This is a genomic window from Kribbella sp. NPDC056861 (genome assembly GCF_040687575.1).
In the GTDB taxonomy this organism is placed as follows: Bacteria; Actinomycetota; Actinomycetes; order Propionibacteriales; family Kribbellaceae; genus Kribbella.
In genome coordinates this window covers 1267089-1283928 of record NZ_JBFBNQ010000002.1, presented here as the reverse complement: position 1 = coordinate 1283928, position 16840 = coordinate 1267089, and the positions used below count along the sequence as shown (strand labels likewise).

Genomic DNA, 16840 nt, shown 5'->3' with positions numbered 1-16840 from the left:
CCGTGACTGATGAGCTGAGCCTCAGCGAGGTGTCGGCGTTGAGCCGGAAGGTGCTGGACCGGGTCGGCGAAGCGGTGGTCGGCAAGGGCGAGGCGCTGGAGCTGGTGCTGGCCGGGATCCTGGCCGGGGGGCACGTGCTGCTGGAGGACTACCCGGGGCTGGCCAAGACGCTGGCGGCGCGGTCGTTCGCGCAGGCGCTCGGGCTGGAGTTCCGCCGGGTCCAGTTCACCCCGGACCTGCTGCCGTCCGATGTCACCGGCGCCTTCGTGTACGACCAGCGGGACTCGCAGTTCGTCTTCCGGCCCGGCCCGATCTTCACCGGCCTGCTGCTGGCCGACGAGATCAACCGGACGCCCCCGAAGACCCAGGCGGCACTGTTGGAGTCCATGCAGGAGCACCAGGTCACTGTCGAAGGCGAGACCTTCCCGCTGCCGGTGCCGTTCCACGTGCTCGCCACGGCCAACCCGGTCGAGTACGAAGGCACCTACCCGCTCCCGGAGGCGCAGCTCGACCGCTTCATGCTCCGGATCGCCTTCGGCTACCCGACGGCCGCCGAGGAGTGGGAGGTCTTGCAGCGCCGTATGAGCCGCCGCTCGGAGGATCAGAAGGTCGCGCCGGTCACCGACGCCGCAGGACTGCTCGCTGCGCAACAGGCGATCGAGACAGTGACTGTCGACGACACCGTAGGCCGGTACTGCGTAGAGCTCGCTGCTGCGACGAGGCGCGACTCCCAGGTGCTGGTCGGCGCCTCGCCGCGTGGCTCACTGGCACTGCTGCTCGCCGCTCGCTCGTACGCCGTCATCCAGGGGCGCGACTACGTCGTACCGGAGGACGTGAAGGCTGTCGCTATCCCGGCGCTGGCCCACCGGATCACTGTGCGGCCCGAGCTGTGGCTGCACGAGGTGACTGGAGCCACTGTCGTCCGCAGCGTGCTGGGATCGGTGCCTGCGCCGCCTACTGTCGCGGGCGCCCGGCAGTGACTTGGCGGCCGACGCACGCACAGATGAGGGCGGTAGCTGTCGCTGCCGTCCTGCTGCTGGTTGCTGTGCTGGGTCGCCGGCCGGACATGGCGGTGCTCGGTCTCCCGCTGGCCTTCGTCGCTGCCTGGGGACGCTTCTTCCGTCCGACTGAGGAGCCGGTGCTCAAGACCGAGCTGGACGCCGATGTGCTGTTCGAGGGCCAGGCGACGACGTACAGGTTGCTGGTGGAGCAGGGGCTGGACCCGGACGTCGACCTGGTGGTCATGTCGCTCGTCCGGACGCCGTGGTTCCGCTACGACCCGCCGCAGGCTGCAGTAGCCGAGCCTGCCAACCAGGGGGATGTGACGGTTGAGGTGGGCCTGCGCTCTGAGCGCTGGGGCCTGCGGCCGCTGGAGCACCCGATCGTGATCGCTACCTCTGTGCTGGGCGCCTATCGGTCGAAGGTGCCTTCTGTCGGGGCTCAGGCGATCAGCACGTTGCCATTGCGCGACGGGTTCGAAGCAGTGGACTCCGTACCGCGTCCTGCCGGGCTGGTCGGGCTGCACCGGTCCCGGCGGCCTGGTGAAGGCACTGAGCTGGCAGGCGTCCGGCCCTTCCGTACTGGCGACCGCCTGCGCCGCATCAACTGGAAGGTGTCGGCCCGGACCCGCGAGCTGCACGTCACCTCGACCTGGTCCGACCGCGACACCGAGGTCGTCATCCTGCTCGACACGGGTGCCGAGGTCGGCATCAGTGAAGGCATTGACGGCAGGTCGAGCAGCCTGGACACCGCAGTACGGGCTGCAGCGTCTATTGCCGAGCACTACCTGCGCCACGGCGACCGGGTCCGCCTGATCGACACCGGTACTGCGGTCGGCGGCGTCTGGGCCGGTAGCGGCCGGTCGCACCTGCGCCGGATTCTCGACGTACTGGTGCATGCGGACCGCAAGGGCCGTCAGCAGGACGAGAACCAGCTCGCCCGCCGGCATCGGATCCGTTCCGACAGCCTGGTGATCGTGCTGAGCCCCCTGCTGGGCAAGGCGATGCTCGGCTACATCGTCACGCTGGTCCACTCGGGCTGCACAGTGATCGCGGTCGACACCCTGCCGCCCGACGTGGCCGACGTGATCGACCTCGAGCAGCACGATGCGAAGGCGTGGCCGCTGGCCTGGCGACTCCGGCTGCTCGAGCGGCGCGCGGAGCTCGACCGGCTGGGCGACCTCGGCGTACCGACGGTCGGGTGGCGGGGCGCGGGGACACTGGACGAAGTACTGCGTGATGCGGCGCGCGTCGCCTCCGCGCCGAGGATGCGGTCATGAACAGCGCCGAGAAGGTCACCCAGTGGCTGTCGCAGGCCCAAGCGACCGGTACGGCGACCTGGGCCTCGCGCGCGGCGATCGTGGTGGCCGGCGTGGTCGCACTCACGCTGCCCGGCCTGCAGCCCTGGGACCAGATGGACGCCATCCCGATCGCCGGGGCAGTCCTGCTGGTCGCCACTGTGCTGCTGCCGGACTCGTTGGCGGCGCTGCTGTTCCTGATCGTCGTCAGCCTGGGATGGTTGATGCGGGCCCCGAGTGACCTGACCTGGGCGTTGGTGGTCACCGGCATCGCCTTGCTGGTGGTGCATCTGGCCGCGGCCTTCGCCGGCCAGATTCCGTCGTACGCGGTGGTCAATCGGCAGGCGCTGCGGAGATGGTTGCTGCCAGCAACCGTTGCGCTGCTGCTCGGGCCGGTGGTGGCCGTTGCTGCCGCGGTGGTTCGTGGGGCCGATGTGTCGGGGTCGTTGCTGGTCACCGTGGCTGCGTTGGCGGCCGCGACGGGAGCGGTGTGGTTCGCCTCGGGGCAGTCGGTCGGGGCGCGGGAGGACTAGCTCAGGCTGGTGAGCAGCTCGGTCGCCCAGTGGCAGGAGACCGGGTTGGGGCCGGTGACCTGCATCGCGGCCATCACGGTGAGCAGCATGCCGGTGGCCATGAACTGGGTGACCTCCTCCGGCGTCGCGCCGGTGAGCTGGCCGGCCAGCTTGTGGATGTCGCCGAAGCGCGCCCGGACGGTCTCGCCGATCGCCGGGTCAGCGCTGGCCGCGAAACCGTGCAGCAGGACGACCAGCAACTCCCGCTCGGGGATCAGCTCGTTGTAGGACTCGCCGAGGCTGGCGAGCGTGGCCTCGCGCTCCGCCGCGCGCCGGAACTCGTCCTCGATCCGGTCGCTGACCCGGTGGACGGCGGCCAGGAAGAGCTGCTGCTTGGTGCCGAACAGCCGGATCACATAAGGCTGGGACACCCCCGCCAGGCGCGCGATCTCGTCGGTCTTGGTGCCGGCGTACCCGTTGGCGCCGAACGCCACCACGGCGGCCTGCAGGACCTCTTCGCTGCGCTCGGCCGCGGTCAGCCTGGTCTTCGTCATCAGCTTCCTTTCGTCGTCGCTTGACATGTTATCAGTCGATGCATACCTTGTGGGAGACGAAGTTATCAGTCGATAACAACAAGGAGTTGGACATGACTACGACCGCCCTCGAACCAGCCGGCGCCCCGGCGGTCGACGAGCCCACCGTCAAGCGCTCGCTGGCCACCGTGCTCGCCGTGGTGGGCATCCCGGTGTTCATGGTGACGCTGGACAACCTGGTGGTGACGAACGCGCTGCCGGTGATCAAGTCGGAGCTGGGCGCGTCACTGTCTGATCTGCAGTGGTTCATCAACGCCTACACGCTGTCCTTCGCGGCGCTGCTGCTGACCGCCTCGGCGATCGGCGACCGGCTCGGCCGGCGTCGGGTCTTCCTGGCCGGGCTGACCCTGTTCACGCTGGCCTCGGCGGCCTGCGCGATGACCACCGAGCCGTGGATGCTGATCGGCGCCCGGGCGATCCAAGGCGTCGGCGCGGCCGCGGTGATGCCGTTGTCGCTGACGCTGCTCGCGGCCGCGGTACCGGCTCGTCAGCGGAGTGCGGCGATCGGCATCTGGGGTGGCATCTCCGGCCTCGGGGTCGCGGTCGGCCCAGTCGTCGGGGGAGCGGTCGTCGACGGCATCAACTGGCAGTGGATCTTCTGGCTGAACGTGCCGATCGGCCTGATCGCGCTGCCGCTGGCCGCCCGGGTGCTGACCGAGTCGCGTGGCCGTGCGCAGAAGCTCGACCTGCGTGGCCTGGTGCTGTCCGCGAGTGCGGTGCTCGCCATCGTCTGGGGAGTCGTGCACGGAGCCGATGACGGCTGGAGCTCCGCCAAGGTGCTGACCGCGCTGATCGGCGGCGTCGCGTTGCTGGCCGTCTTCCTCGCTTGGGAGCACCGGGCGCCCGCGCCGATGCTGCCGCTGCGATTGTTCCGGTCCAGGGCCTTCAGTGTCGTCAACACCATCTCCTTCACCTTCTCGCTCGGCGTCTTCGGCGCGGTCTTCCTGCTGGCGCAGTTCTTCCAGGTGGTGCAGGGCTACACGCCGCTGGAGTCGGGTCTGCGGACACTGCCCTGGACGATGGCTCCGATGGTCGTCGCACCGCTGGCCGGACTCGTGGTCGACCGGGTCGGTCCGCGAGTGCTGATCGCCTCGGGGCAGTTCCTCCTGGCCGCCGGACTGGCGTGGATCGCCGTGGTGACCACCACCGATGTCACCTACGGCTCGTACGTCGCTCCGTTCGTCCTCGCCGGGATCGGGATGGGCCTCACCTTCGCCCCGTCGGCCAGCGTCGTGATGGCGAGCTTCACCGACTCCGACCGCGGCGTCGCCTCCGGTACGAACAACACGATCCGCGAGGTCGGCGTGGCGATGGGGGTCGCGGTACTGGCCTCGGTCTTCGCCTCCGCCGGGTCGTACGCCACCCCTGAGCAGTACGTCGACGGTCTGGTCCCGGCGGTCTGGGTCGGCGCCTCGATCGTCGCCGTCGGCGCAGTACTGGCTCTGCTGCTTCCGGGTCGCCAGCGCTGATTCCCCTTGATGGCCGGGACCGCATTGTCGGTCCCGGCCATTACTGTGTCGTCGTGCTTGACGCTGAAGACGTACGCCGGATCGCCTTGTCGCTGCCGCAGGTGGCGGAGAAGCAACGCTGGGGACACCCCACTTTCGACGTCGCGGGCCGGATGTTCCTCACCGTCCCCGACGACCAGACTTCCTTCGCCGTCCGCTGCCCCCGCCTGGAACGCGAAGAGCTGATCGCCGCCGAGCCGGACAAGTTCTGGGTCCCCAGCCACGAGGCCGGCTCCAGCTGGGTCCGGGCCCGTCTGGCCGCCCTGGAAGACGCCGACGAACTCCGCGACATCCTGCTCGACTCCTGGCGCCAGTCCGCGCCTGAGGCTCTCGCTGCCGAGATCTGAACGCATCAGTGGCCAGGAAGCTGGGCACTGGGGCCGCATGGCGAAGTACGAGGTGAACGAACAGGCTGTGGAGTATGCGAAGCGGCTGATCGAGAGTCGCCAGTACGTGCTGGACAGCGACTGGGGCGCCGTGCAGCCGCATGCGGAGGCGCAGAACAAGTACCTCGAGTCGCACTCCTGGGAGGAGTACGGCAACTGGCACCTCGGGCTGACCGTCGGCGCCAGTGACGAGACCAAGGCGCGCTTCGGCTTCGGGTACGGCGATCTGCGGCGGCTGCACCGGTCCGGGCTGATCGCCTGCGTGTACCGGGCCTCCGAGTGGCGCCACAAGAAGGTCGAACTGGCAGCGCACGACCTGCTGCAGCTGCTGGACGCCAAGACCGCTTAGCGGCCGGGCGTCAGGGTGCTGCTGCTGCGTATTCCTGTGCCGCAGCAGCAGCACAACGACGCACTGTAGGACATACCAGGCGGTCGCTGCGAGCCCTGACTCAACTCACGTTGGCCGCGGACGCCGCATAGGTGTTGCAACTGGCCGGGTTGCCGGTGATGAACGAGCGGCCCATGAACCGCGCCTGGCTGGCCGGGCTGCCGTGGTCGCCGGCGTTGGGCTTGTCACCCGCCGTCACCACCCATTTGTTCCAGACCCTCAGCATCACGCCGTTGATCGGGTAGCTGTTCTTGTTGGCCGCCAGGAACACCCCGGCGAAGCAGTTCGCCTGCAGCTCCGACCGGCGGGTGATCCGGATCCGGTCGGCGTAGCTGTCCGCCTCGTACTCCAGCCGGTTCGTCGCCTGCAGGATCCCGGTCACCGACTGCATCGCGTGACCGTACTCGTGCGCGATCGAGCGGGAATACCACATCCGCGAGTAGGCCTTGTTCTCCTCGTCGGGGTACTGGTTGTAGGTCTTCACGAAGTTGTCGACCTTCATGTACATCTTGTGGTTCGCCGGGCAGTAGAACGGCACCGGTACCGCGCCGTTGCCACACGGCGTGCTCACCCGGACGCCGGACCAGTAGAGCATCGTCGGCGCCCGGAAGGTGAAGCCGGCCAGCGCGGTCTGCCGGGCCCAGGACTGGTCCAGGCACGGCTTGATCGCGGCCCAGTACTTCGCGGCGTTGGCGGCCGTGGTCGGCCGGACAGCCGGTTCCTTGCAGCCCACCGAGCGCATCTGGCCGGTCTTGTAGATCGCGTTCTTGGCCACGGTGTCCAGGTCCGAGACCTGCGGCTTCTCGGTCGTCGTCGTGGTCGGCTCGGAGCTGGTCGGCTCGCTGGTGGTCGGCTCCTGGGTCGGTTCCGTCGAGCTGGTCGGCACGGTCGGCGACGGCTGCTCGGTCACCCGGTAGCTCGGCTGGGACGGCTGCGGCTGGGTGTAGTTGTTGTCGGCGTTCTTCTTGATCACGCCGAAGGCCCACAGGCCGGCGACGGCGACGAAGACCAGTCCGAGGATCGCGAACAACGGCGCCTTCGACTTCTTCCGCCGCGGCAACTGCGGCTGCCAGCCAGGCTGGAACCCCGGGCCCTGGTGGAACCCGTGCGGCGGCGGAGGGAAGCCCTGCCCTGGCCCCTGCGGCGGATAGCCAGGCGGGGGACCTTGCGGCGGGTAGCCCTGTGGACCCGGCGGACCCTGCTGAACCGGCGGTCGGTGCGGGGGCGGCGGGGCGAACTGCGGTCCCCAGCCGAAGCCCTGTCCCTGCTGCGGCGCGACCGACGGCGGCCCGTACTGGTACGGGGGCTGGTTCGGCGCCTGCTGCTGGTAGGGCGGCTGGTTCGGCGGTTGCTGCTGGTACGGCGGCCGCGGCTGGTTCTGCCCGTACGGCGGCTGCTGATTCTGCTGGTAGGGCCCGCTTGGCTGCTGGCCGTATGGCGGCTGCGTCAACCCCATGTCCCTTTCACCGACACCAGCGTCGTTCCACTGGCAAGAGAGCGCCACAGTACCGGCCTGCGGGCTCAGGCGCGCGGTAGTGTCGCCTGGTGACCGATGCGACCCCTCCGAACAGCCCGATCGACCAGATCGCCGAGCAGTTCCTCGAGTCCTTTGTCCAGCTCTCGCCGACTCAGGCGACCTTCATGGGCATCCAGGGCCACGACCACGAACTCCCTGACTTCTCACCGGCCGGCTTCGAGGCTCTGATCGAACTGAACCGCCGGACGATCGCCGAGGCGTCCGCAGTACCGGTGTCGGCGCCGCGGGAGGAGGTGGCCAAGGACGCGCTGCTGGAGCGGCTCGGGCTGGAACTCGAGCGCTACGAGGCCGGCGTGCCGCAGCACCAGCTGAACGCGATCGCGTCGATCCCGGCCGAGCTCCGGCAGGTCTTCGACCTGATGCCGACCGCCACCCAGGACGACTGGGAGACGATGGCGATCCGGCTGAACCTGATCGGTACGACGCTCGACGGCTACCGCGAGACGCTGGCCGGGCAGGCCGCCGCGGGCCAGGTGTCGGCCGCGCGCCAGATCAACTCGCTGGCCGAGCGGATCGCCAGCTGGACCGGCTCCGACGGTGACGACTTCTTCTCCGGGCTGGCCGCCAAGGCCCCCGACAGCCCGGTCAAGCCCAGTGTCGAGGCGGCCGCCGCGTCGGCCCGCAAGGCGTACGGCCAGTTCGGCGAGTGGCTGACCAGCGAGCTGCTGCCGCAGGCTCCGAGCCGGGACGCGTGTGGCCGCGAGGTCTACGCGCTCGCCTCCCGCGACTTCCTCGGCGCGACCATCGACCTCGAGGAGACCTACGCCTGGGGCTGGGAGGAGCTGGCCCGGATCGAGGGCGACATGCAGACCATCGCCGCCGATCTGAACGCCGGCGATCGCAACATCGAGGCCGTCGCCGCGCTGCTCGACAACGACCCGGCCCGCAAGATCCACGGCAAGGAGGCGTTCCGGGACTGGATGCAGCAGCTCGCCGACGCCGCCGTCACCGAGCTCGCCGGCACCCACTTCGACATCCCGGACGCGATCCGCCGGATCGACTGCGAGATCGCGCCGACCTCCGACGGGTCGATCTACTACACCCCGCCGAGCGAGGACCTGACCACCCGGCCGGGCCAGATGTGGTGGTCCGTACCGGCCGGCGTCGAGGACTTCGCCACCTGGCGCGAGGTCACTACCGTCTACCACGAGGGCGTGCCCGGGCATCACCTCCAGGTCGCCCAGACGATGCTGCGCACCGACCTGCTGAACCGCTGGCACCGGGTCGGCTGCTGGGTCTCCGGCACCGGCGAGGGCTGGGCCCTGTACGCCGAACGCCTGATGGAGGAGCTCGGCTATCTCGAAGAGCCCGGTGCCCGCCTCGGCATGCTCGACGCGCAGGGCTTCCGCGCGGCCCGGGTGATCGTCGACATCGGCATGCACCTGGAGCTGGAGGTGCCGAAGGACAACCCGTTCGGCTGGCGTCCGGGCGAGACCTGGAACGCGGACCTCGGTTTCGAGTTCCTCCGGGCGCACTCGCGGATGGAGACCGAGTTCCTCAAGGCCGAGCTGAACCGGTACCTCGGCTGGCCGGGACAGGCGCCGTCGTACAAGGTCGGCGAACGGATCTGGTTGCAGGCGCGAGAGGAGGCCAAGCAGCGCAAGGGATCGGCGTTCGACCTGAAGACGTTCCACTCCGACGCGCTGAACCTGGGCTCGATCGGCCTGGACCCGCTCCGTCGCGCCCTCGCCAAGCTGTGAGCGCGCCAAGGAGTGGTCCAGTGCGTTTCGTACTTGCTTCGCAGTCGCCGGCCCGCCTCAAGACGCTGCGCAACGCAGGCGTCGAGCCCGAGGTGATCGTCTCCGGTGTCGACGAGGACAACGTCACGGCCGAGAGCCCTGGTGAGCTGGCCCGCACCCTCGCAGTACTGAAGGCGCGGGCGGTTGTCTCCACCTTGACCGACCACGCGACCGTGCTCGGCTGCGACTCGGTGCTGGAGATCGACGGCGTCGCCTACGGCAAACCCGGTACGCCGGAGATCGCGCGCGAGCGGCTGCGGATGATGAGCGGCCGCTCGGGTGTCCTGCACACCGGCCACTGCCTGTTCGACACCTCTTCCAGGCAAGAGATCCGCGAGCTCGCCTCGACCACGGTGCACTTCGCCGAGCTCACCGAGGCCGAGATCGAGGCGTACGTCGCGACCGGCGAACCGCTGGTCGTCGCCGGCTCGTTCACCGTCGACGGCTTCGGCGGCCCGTTCGTCAAGGGCATCGAGGGTGACTACCACAACGTCGTCGGCATCTCGCTGCCGTTGGTCCGCCGGATGCTCGCCGATGTCGGCATCGCCTGGCCCGCGCTGTGGGACCTGCCGCGCAAACTCGAGTACGACGAGGCCGAAGCCGCCCGGTACGACGAGACCCGCGGCGGTGCCGAGCGTGCGCAAGCTGCGGTCGAGGCGATCCAGCAACTGCTCCCCAAGGGTGGCCGGGTGCTGGAGTTGGCCGTCGGCACCGGCCTGATCGCCGCCGAGCTGGTTGCCCAGGGCAACCTCGTGCACGGTGTCGACCTCGCTCCGGCGATGCTCAAGCACGCCCGCGTCCGGCTCCCCGGCCACATCGCCAGAGCCGATGCGATGCAGCTCCCGATCGCAGACCGCCGCTGCGACGCAGTACTGGCGATCTGGCTACTGCACCTGGTGGACGACAGCGACCAGGTCCTGGCCGAGGTCGCCCGAGTACTACGCCCTGACGGTGTCTTCATCGCCACTACGGAGAAGTCCGAGTCCACCCGGTACGCCGCCGGTCGCACCCCACGCGAGCACCGGGCCGAAGACGCCTTCGCCTTGCTGGTGTCCCGCGCGGCGCAGCACGGGCTCTACCTGGACGGCGCAACCGCCTTCACCGGCCCAGCCCGCGGCAACACCGCAGTACCGCTCTACCCGCTGATCAGGTTCCGCCGGGCGGGCTGACGCCTTACGGGTGGGCGCTGGCCTTCCAGCGGCCCGGGCCCGGGTGCAGCGGGCGGGTGTGGTTGCGCCAGTAGCTGGCCCAGTTGCTGGCGGTGGTGGGGCCTGAGGTGGCGGCAGGGGTTGCTGCTGCTCGGGCGGAGACGACGGCGATCAGAGCGGCCAACTCCTCGGGAGTCGGGTCACCCTTGGCGATCCGCAGTACGGGGTCAGTCATGGTGGGCTCCGATCACAACGGGATGTTGCCGTGCTTCTTCGGCGGGAGGGTGTCGCGCTTGGTGCGGAGCAGGCGCAGCGCCCGGATGATCTCGGCGCGGGTCTCGCTCGGCTTGATCACGGCGTCGATGTAGCCGCGCTCGGCCGCGATGTACGGGTTGGCGAGGTGGTCCTCGTACTCCGTGATGAACTGCCGGCGGCGTGCCTCGATGTCCTCGCCTGCCTCCGCGGCGGCGGCCAGTTCGCGGCGGTGCAGGATGTTGACCGCGCCCTGAGCGCCCATCACGGCGATCTGGGCGGTCGGCCAGGCCAGGTTGATGTCGGCGCCGAGGTGCTTGGAGCCCATCACGTCGTACGCGCCGCCGTAGGCCTTGCGGGTGATCGTGGTGATCATCGGGACGGTCGCCTCGGCGTACGCGTAGATCAGCTTGGCGCCGCGGCGGATGATGCCGTTCCACTCCTGGTCGGTGCCGGGCAGGAAGCCGGGCACGTCGACGAAGGTCAGGATCGGCACGTTGAACGCGTCGCAGGTGCGGACGAACCGGGCCGCCTTCTCGGAGGCGTCGATGTCCAGGGTGCCGGCGAACTGCATCGGCTGGTTCGCGACCACGCCGACCGGGCGGCCCTCGACCCGGCCGAAGCCGACGATGATGTTCGGCGCGAACAGGGTCTGGACCTCGAGGAACTCGCCGTCGTCGACGACCGCCTCGATCACCGTGTGCATGTCGTAGGGCTGGTTCGGCGAGTCCGGGATCAGCGTGTCCAGCGCGCTGTCGGTCTCGCTGGGCTCGAGGTCGGCGTCGAAGTCGAACGCGGGCGGGTCCTCGAGGTTGTTCTGCGGCAGGTGCGCGACCAGGGCCTTGACCCAGTCGATCGCGTCCTCCTCGTCGCTGCCCAGGTAGTGCGCGTTGCCGGACTTGGTGTTGTGCGTCCGGGCGCCGCCGAGCTCCTCCTGGGTGACGTCCTCGCCGGTGACGGTCTTGATCACGTCCGGGCCGGTGATGAACATGTACGACGACTCGTCCACCATCACGGTGAAGTCGGTGACCGCGGGGGAGTAGACCGCGCCGCCCGCGCACGGGCCCATGATCAGGGAGATCTGCGGGATCACCCCGGACGCGCGCACGTTGCGGCGGAAGATCTCGCCGTACAGGCCGAGGCTGACCACGCCCTCCTGGATCCGGGCGCCGCCGGAGTCGTTGATGCCGATCAGCGGGCAGCCGATCTTCATCGCCAGGTCCATCACCTTGACGATCTTCTCGCCGAACACCTCACCCAGCGAGCCGCCGAAGACGGTGAAGTCCTGGGCGAAGACGCAGACCTGCCGGCCGTCGATGGTGCCGAAACCGGTCACCACGCCGTCGCCGTACGGGCGGTTGGCGTCCAGCCCGAAGGAGGTCGAGCGGTGCCGGGCGAACTCGTCCAGCTCGGAGAAGGAGCCCTCGTCCAGCAGCAGCGCGATCCGCTCCCGGGCGGTCTTCTTGCCACGGGCGTGCTGCTTCTCCACCGCGCGCTCGGATCCGGCGTGCACGGCCTCGTCCAGCCGGTGCTCCAGGTCCGCGAGCTTCCCGGCGGTGGTGTGGATGTTCACGGTCTCTCCCATAAGCGGGCAGCCTAACTTCCCTGAGCGGTTCGTGTGCTGTGACGTCTACCGCAGACGTTACTGCGCAGTACAGGCTCAGCGGGGACCCACGACGAAGAGTTTGGTCAGCCGGGCGGCCAGCGCCAGGTCGCCACGGACCGAGAGACGCTGTTTGAGCACCGCCAGCACCGGGTCCTCGTTGCCGGTGACGATCTTGAGCAGCGTGGCCGGGTCGGTGCGGACCGAGATGGCCGGCGGGTCGGTGTGGTCGGTGAGCAGCCGGCAGGCGCCGTCGCTGACCCGGATCCGGAACTCGTCGATCCCGCCGCAGCCGCCGGAGCCGGTGATCTGCCAGGCGATCACCGCGTCGAACCCCTCGGCCCGGGCGGGGCGGAGGTACTCCGGCATCCGGCGAAAGATCTCGCGCAACGCGACCTCTCGGACTCCCCCGATGAGCCGATGCCGAAGCTCCCGCTCCGAGGTCCGGTCGACCAGCCGCGCCAGCTCGCTCAGTTCGAGCGAGGCGAAGTCGTCCTCGAGCCACCGCGCGCTGCCGCGTTCGGCCACTCAGACCTCCCCGGACACCGCTGGAAGCAGTTCCTACCAGACCGTAGGAATTTCCTACGCTCTGCTAACTTTGTCAAGTGGTCAGTCCTGAAGACCCGGTGACGGAACCTCGCCGCCGGGCCGCGCACCTGGGGCCGGAGCGTCGCCGCCCGCTGATCCTGGATGCTGCCCTCGAGGTGTTCTCCGAGCGCGGCTTCGCCGGTACGACGATGCAGTCGGTCGCCGACGCGGCCGGGGTCACCAAGCCCGTCGTCTACGACTCGTTCGCCAATCGCGACGCGCTGCTGCTCGCCTTGCTGGCCCGCGAGGAGCAGCATCTGGTGCTCTCGATCATGGCCGCGCTGCCGGCCGATCCGACCGTCGGTACGCCGGAGGAGCACGTGCTCGACGGCCTGACCGCGTTCCTGGAGACGGCGGCCAAGTCGCCGCAGTCCTGGCGGATCGTGTTCGGCGCGCAGTACGGCGCTGCTCCGGTGGTCGCCGATCGGGTCCGGGCGGCGCGAGCGTTCCTGGTCGAGGGTCTGCGGCTGACTCTTGTGCAATCGTTGCCGGGTATCACCGACCCCGACGCGAACCTGCCGGTGCTGGCCGAGATGCTCGCCTCGATGACCGAGGCCTGCGCCCGGATGCTGGTTGTCGACGGCACCGACCAGACCCCGGCGCAGCTCGCCAGGACCGTCTCCCAGGTCGTCGGTGGCGGCTTCAACGCGATCTGAAGTTTTGTGAACATTGGTCACGCCACGTCACGGTTCGTGCTCACTGGTCGGACTGGGAGGCGGGAGAGCGCGGCCACGGATATCGTGGGCGAACGTGACCGAGACCGGCAGTCAGGCGAACGCCCGCACCCGTACCCGCGCACGTTTCGAAGTGCCCGAGGAGCTCCGCGCCGATGTGCGCCTGCTCGGCGAGCTACTCGGCCGGGTGCTGGTCGAGTACGCGGGCCAGCCGCTGCTCGACGACGTCGAGAAGCTGCGCGAGCTGACCATCGCCGGTGACGGCGAGGGCGCCGAGGCGCTGGTGGCCTCCTGGCCGCACGAGCGGGCCGAGGACGTCGCCCGGGCCTTCACCTGCTACTTCCACCTGACCAACCTGAGCGAGGAGCTGCACCGCGCCCGGGTACTGCGTGAGCGCGACCGCTCCGGGGACGCTCCGGCGGTCTCTGAGCTGGCCCAGGCGGTTGTGCAGATCGGCCAGGAGTCCGGGGAGCAGCAGGCCCGCGCCCTGCTCAACGGGCTGGAGTTCCGCCCGGTGCTGACCGCCCACCCGACCGAGGCGCGCCGCCGCGCCGCCCTGGCCACCATTCGCCGGATCTCCGCGCTGCTGGACGAGCGGAGCGACCCCCGCGCCGGTGACTCCGAGCTGGCCGAGAACCAGCGCCGCCTGATCGAGCAGGTCGACATCCTCTGGCGGACGTCGCAGCTGCGGACCAGCCGGCCGACCCCGCTGGACGAGGTGCGCTCGGCGATGGCGGTCTTCGAGGAGACCCTCTTCGATGTCGTCGGCAACGTCTACCGCCGGCTGGACGACGCGCTGGCCGGTGACGAGGCAGGGATCAAGCAGCCCGTGGTGGCCCCGTTCGTCCGGCTCGGCTCCTGGATCGGCGGCGACCGCGACGGCAACCCGAACGTCACCGCCGCGATCACCCGCGAGGCGATGCAGATCCAGGCCGACCACGTACTGCGTGCGCTCGAGCTGGCGACCGATCGGCTCGGCCGCGCACTCACCCTGGACTCTGCGACCACCCCGCCCTCAGCGCCGGTCCGCCGGATCCTGGAGGACGCCCGGGCGGTCAACCCCGAGCTGATCACCGACATCGAGACCCGCTCGCCCTCTGAGCCGCACCGCCAGCTACTGCTGCTGGCAGCCCGTCGCCTGGCCGCCACCCGTGGCCGCGACGCCGACTTCGGCTACCCGCGGGCCGCGGACTTCCTGCATGAACTCAAGGTCCTGCAGGACTCCCTGGTCAGCGCAGGAGCCCTCCGGCAGGCCTACGGCGAGCTGCAGCAGCTCATCTGGCAGGTGACCTCGTTCGGCTTCCACCTGGCCGAGCTGGAGGTCCGGCAGCACTCCTCGGTGCATGCGAAGGCACTGGAGGAGGTGCTGGGCGGTGGCGAGCTGTCCGACCAGACCGAGGAGGTGCTGGCCACCCTGCGAGTCATCGGGCAGATCCAGCAGCGCTTCGGCCCCGAGGCCTGTCGCCGGTACGTCGTGTCCTTCACCCGCAACGCAGGTGACCTGGCAGCCGTCTACGAGCTGGCTGACGCCGCTATGGACGGTCGCCCGATCGACCTGGACGTAGTACCGCTGTTCGAGACCGGTGAGGACCTGCAGAACTCGGTGGAGGTGCTGGACAACGCGATCCAGCTCACCCGGGTCCGGCACCGCCTGACGGCCAACGACCGGCGCTTCGAGGTCATGCTCGGGTACTCCGACTCCGCCAAGGACGTCGGCCCGGTGTCGGCCACCCTGGCCCTGTACGACGCTCAGGCGCGCATCACCGCGTGGGCCCAGCGCAACGCGATCCGCCTGACCTTGTTCCACGGCCGTGGCGGCGCCCTGGGCCGTGGCGGAGGCCCGGCCAACCGCGCAGTACTGGCGCAGGCGCCTGGGTCGGTGTCGGGCCGGTTCAAGCTGACTGAGCAGGGCGAGGCGATCCCGGCTCGGTACGGCAACGCGGCGATCGCCCAGCGCCACATCGAGCAGGTGACCGCGGCGACGCTGCTTGCGTCCACCCCTGGCATCGAGGAGCGGGCGACTGTTGCGGCCGACCGTTTCGCCGTGGTCGGGAAGACGATGGACGAGGCGTCGCGTACGACGTACCACCGGCTGGTGAAGGCTGACGGGTTCGCCGAGTGGTTCGGGCGGGTCACGCCGCTGGAGGAGCTCGGGCAGCTGCCGCTGGGCTCCCGGCCGGCTCGACGTGGTGTGGCCGTGTCCTCGCTGGAGGACCTGCGGGCGATCCCATGGGTGTTCGCCTGGTCGCAGGCGCGAGTGAACGCGCCAGGCTGGTACGGGCTGGGCTCCGCGCTGTCGGCGGTCGGCGACGTCGCGGTACTGCAGGAGGCGAACCAGAACTGGCCGCTGTTCCAGGTGATGCTCGAGAACGCCGAGATGTCGCTGGCGAAGACCGACCGCCGGATCCTGGGTCGCTACCTCGAACTGGGGGACCGGCCGGACCTGACCGAGCAGATGCTGGACGAGCACGAGCTGACCACCGAGTGGGTGCTCAAGGTGCTCGACGGCGACAAGCTGCTCAGCGGCCGCCGGGTGCTCGGCCGGGCGGTCGAGCTGCGCAACCCGTACGTCGACGCGCTGAGCTACCTGCAACTGCGGGCGCTGCGGACCCTGCGGACGGATGACTCGCTCGACGAGCAGCAGATCGTCAGGACCAGGCGACTGCTCCTGCTGACCGTGTCGGGCGTTGCCGCCGGCCTGCAGAACACCGGCTGATGTTCGGCGATCTGGAGCGGCCGCCCCTGGATGCGAAGTACCTGCAGGGGCGGCTGGTGCGACCTGGCTCGTTGTGGAGTCAGGTCGACGTACTGGGCGAGACGGAGTCGACCAACGCGGTCATAGCTGCCGCAGCGCGCTCTGGTGCGCCTGAGGGGCTCGTGGTGGCGGCGGAGTACCAGTCGTCGGGGCGTGGGCGGCTCGGGCGCACGTGGACGACTCCTGCGCGTTCGGCGGTGCTCATGTCGGCGCTGCTGCGGCCGACGGGCGTTCCGGCGCATCGGTGGCCGTGGCTGGGGTTGCTGGTGCCGTTGGCGGTGGCGTCCGCAGTACGGCAGGTGGGGGAGATCCCTGCGCAGGTGAAGTGGCCTAACGACGTACTGGTTGATGACCGGAAGCTGGCAGGCATTCTGCTGGAGCGGATCGATGGCCCGGCGGCTGTGGTCGGCATCGGGCTCAACGTGACGCTCAAGGCGGATGAGCGGCCTACTGAGGTCGCTACGTCGATGGCGCTCGAAGGGGCCGCGACTACGGATCGGGCGACCGTGCTGACCGCAGTACTGCGGGAGCTGGCTACCCGCTATCAGGCTTGGGTGGAGGCCGACGGGGATCCTGAGGTGATCCTGCCGGACTACCGCGAGCTGTCTGCCACCTTCGGGCGGCAGGTGCGGGTGGAGCTGCCCAACGGGGTGTTCCTGGAGGGCACGGCGTCGGATCTGGACTCAGATGGCCGACTGATCGTGCTCACCGCCGACGGCCCGCACACGTTGGCCGCCGGCGATGTCACGCATCTAAGAGCTACTGAGTAAACAGCTTTGCTGCGGTGATGAGGGTCTGGACGATGCCGTAGCCAAGCAGGACGGCAACCAGCGCCCAGGAGATGACGAGGCGAGGGGTCTG

General features: G+C 69.6%; 16 protein-coding genes. 11 read left to right on the top strand and 5 right to left on the bottom strand.

The window, feature by feature from the left end:
- The first annotated feature begins 2 nt into the window (after positions 1-2).
- Genes AB0P21_RS13065 through AB0P21_RS13055 form a run of 3 tightly spaced genes read left to right on the top strand, consistent with a single transcriptional unit; the run spans position 3 to position 2829 of the window.
- Complete coding sequence (locus AB0P21_RS13065; RefSeq protein ID WP_363696245.1) at positions 3-980, top strand: MoxR family ATPase; 978 nt, start codon at positions 3-5, stop codon at positions 978-980.
- A gap of 23 nt (positions 981-1003) precedes the next feature.
- Positions 1004-2278, top strand: coding sequence for a DUF58 domain-containing protein (locus AB0P21_RS13060; RefSeq protein ID WP_363696243.1), 1275 nt, complete (start codon positions 1004-1006; stop codon positions 2276-2278).
- A complete protein-coding gene (locus AB0P21_RS13055; RefSeq protein ID WP_363696241.1) occupies positions 2275-2829 on the top strand; it encodes a hypothetical protein in 555 nt (184 codons plus the stop codon). Before AB0P21_RS13060 ends, AB0P21_RS13055 begins: the two co-directional genes overlap by 4 nt.
- On the opposite strand, the gene AB0P21_RS13050 is transcribed toward AB0P21_RS13055, so the two are convergent.
- Positions 2826-3362 carry a TetR/AcrR family transcriptional regulator gene (locus AB0P21_RS13050; RefSeq protein ID WP_363696240.1) on the bottom strand — a complete coding sequence of 179 codons (537 nt, stop codon included), beginning with the start codon at positions 3360-3362 and terminating at the stop codon, positions 2826-2828. The two genes, AB0P21_RS13055 and AB0P21_RS13050, sit on opposite strands and share 4 nt — an antisense overlap.
- Before the next feature lie 92 nt (positions 3363-3454).
- On the opposite strand from AB0P21_RS13050, the gene AB0P21_RS13045 reads away from it, so the two are divergent.
- From AB0P21_RS13045 to AB0P21_RS13035, 3 genes are read left to right on the top strand one after another with little or no spacing between them, the layout of a single operon-like run.
- Positions 3455-4870 carry an MFS transporter gene (locus AB0P21_RS13045; RefSeq protein ID WP_363696238.1) on the top strand — a complete coding sequence of 472 codons (1416 nt, stop codon included), beginning with the start codon at positions 3455-3457 and terminating at the stop codon, positions 4868-4870.
- Positions 4871-4923: 53 nt separating this feature from the next.
- The gene (locus tag AB0P21_RS13040) at positions 4924-5256 is read left to right on the top strand and encodes an MmcQ/YjbR family DNA-binding protein (protein WP_363696237.1); all 333 of its coding nucleotides are present in this window, start codon (positions 4924-4926) and stop codon (positions 5254-5256) included.
- Positions 5257-5293: 37 nt separating this feature from the next.
- Positions 5294-5644: a hypothetical protein gene (locus tag AB0P21_RS13035; RefSeq protein ID WP_363696235.1), complete on the top strand. Its 351-nt coding sequence runs from the start codon at positions 5294-5296 to the stop codon at positions 5642-5644.
- A 100-nt stretch (positions 5645-5744) separates the two neighbouring features.
- Here AB0P21_RS13035 and AB0P21_RS13030 read toward each other — a convergent pair whose 3' ends face one another.
- Positions 5745-7133 carry a neutral zinc metallopeptidase gene (locus tag AB0P21_RS13030; RefSeq protein WP_363696233.1) on the bottom strand — a complete coding sequence of 463 codons (1389 nt, stop codon included), beginning with the start codon at positions 7131-7133 and terminating at the stop codon, positions 5745-5747.
- 95 nt (positions 7134-7228) lie between these two features.
- On the opposite strand from AB0P21_RS13030, the gene AB0P21_RS13025 reads away from it, so the two are divergent.
- Both AB0P21_RS13025 and AB0P21_RS13020 read left to right on the top strand, forming a co-directional pair.
- The gene (locus tag AB0P21_RS13025) at positions 7229-8920 is read left to right on the top strand and encodes a DUF885 domain-containing protein (RefSeq protein ID WP_363696230.1); all 1692 of its coding nucleotides are present in this window, start codon (positions 7229-7231) and stop codon (positions 8918-8920) included.
- 20 nt (positions 8921-8940) lie between these two features.
- Positions 8941-10128, top strand: coding sequence for a Maf family nucleotide pyrophosphatase (locus AB0P21_RS13020; RefSeq protein ID WP_363696228.1), 1188 nt, complete (start codon positions 8941-8943; stop codon positions 10126-10128).
- Between the two features lie 4 nt (positions 10129-10132).
- On the opposite strand, the gene AB0P21_RS13015 is transcribed toward AB0P21_RS13020, so the two are convergent.
- From AB0P21_RS13015 to AB0P21_RS13005, 3 genes are all read right to left on the bottom strand, one after another.
- A complete protein-coding gene (locus AB0P21_RS13015) occupies positions 10133-10342 on the bottom strand; it encodes an acyl-CoA carboxylase subunit epsilon (protein WP_363696226.1) in 210 nt (69 codons plus the stop codon).
- A gap of 12 nt (positions 10343-10354) precedes the next feature.
- On the bottom strand, positions 10355-11944 hold the full coding sequence (locus AB0P21_RS13010; RefSeq protein WP_363696224.1) for an acyl-CoA carboxylase subunit beta: 1590 nt from the start codon (positions 11942-11944) through the stop codon (positions 10355-10357).
- Between the two features lie 75 nt (positions 11945-12019).
- Entirely contained in the window at positions 12020-12490 is a 471-nt protein-coding gene (locus tag AB0P21_RS13005; RefSeq protein ID WP_363696222.1) for an SCP2 sterol-binding domain-containing protein, read from the bottom strand.
- A gap of 77 nt (positions 12491-12567) precedes the next feature.
- Between AB0P21_RS13005 and AB0P21_RS13000 the strand changes: the two genes are divergently transcribed.
- From AB0P21_RS13000 to AB0P21_RS12990, 3 genes are all read left to right on the top strand, one after another.
- The gene (locus AB0P21_RS13000) at positions 12568-13206 is read left to right on the top strand and encodes a TetR/AcrR family transcriptional regulator (RefSeq protein ID WP_363696220.1); all 639 of its coding nucleotides are present in this window, start codon (positions 12568-12570) and stop codon (positions 13204-13206) included.
- Between the two features lie 94 nt (positions 13207-13300).
- Positions 13301-15940 carry a phosphoenolpyruvate carboxylase gene (locus tag AB0P21_RS12995; RefSeq protein ID WP_363696218.1) on the top strand — a complete coding sequence of 880 codons (2640 nt, stop codon included), beginning with the start codon at positions 13301-13303 and terminating at the stop codon, positions 15938-15940.
- Positions 15940-16749 (top strand): biotin--[acetyl-CoA-carboxylase] ligase, encoded by an 810-nt coding sequence (locus AB0P21_RS12990; protein WP_363696216.1) that lies wholly within the window; start codon positions 15940-15942, stop codon positions 16747-16749. Before AB0P21_RS12995 ends, AB0P21_RS12990 begins: the two co-directional genes overlap by 1 nt.
- Positions 16750-16840: the final 91 nt, after the last annotated feature.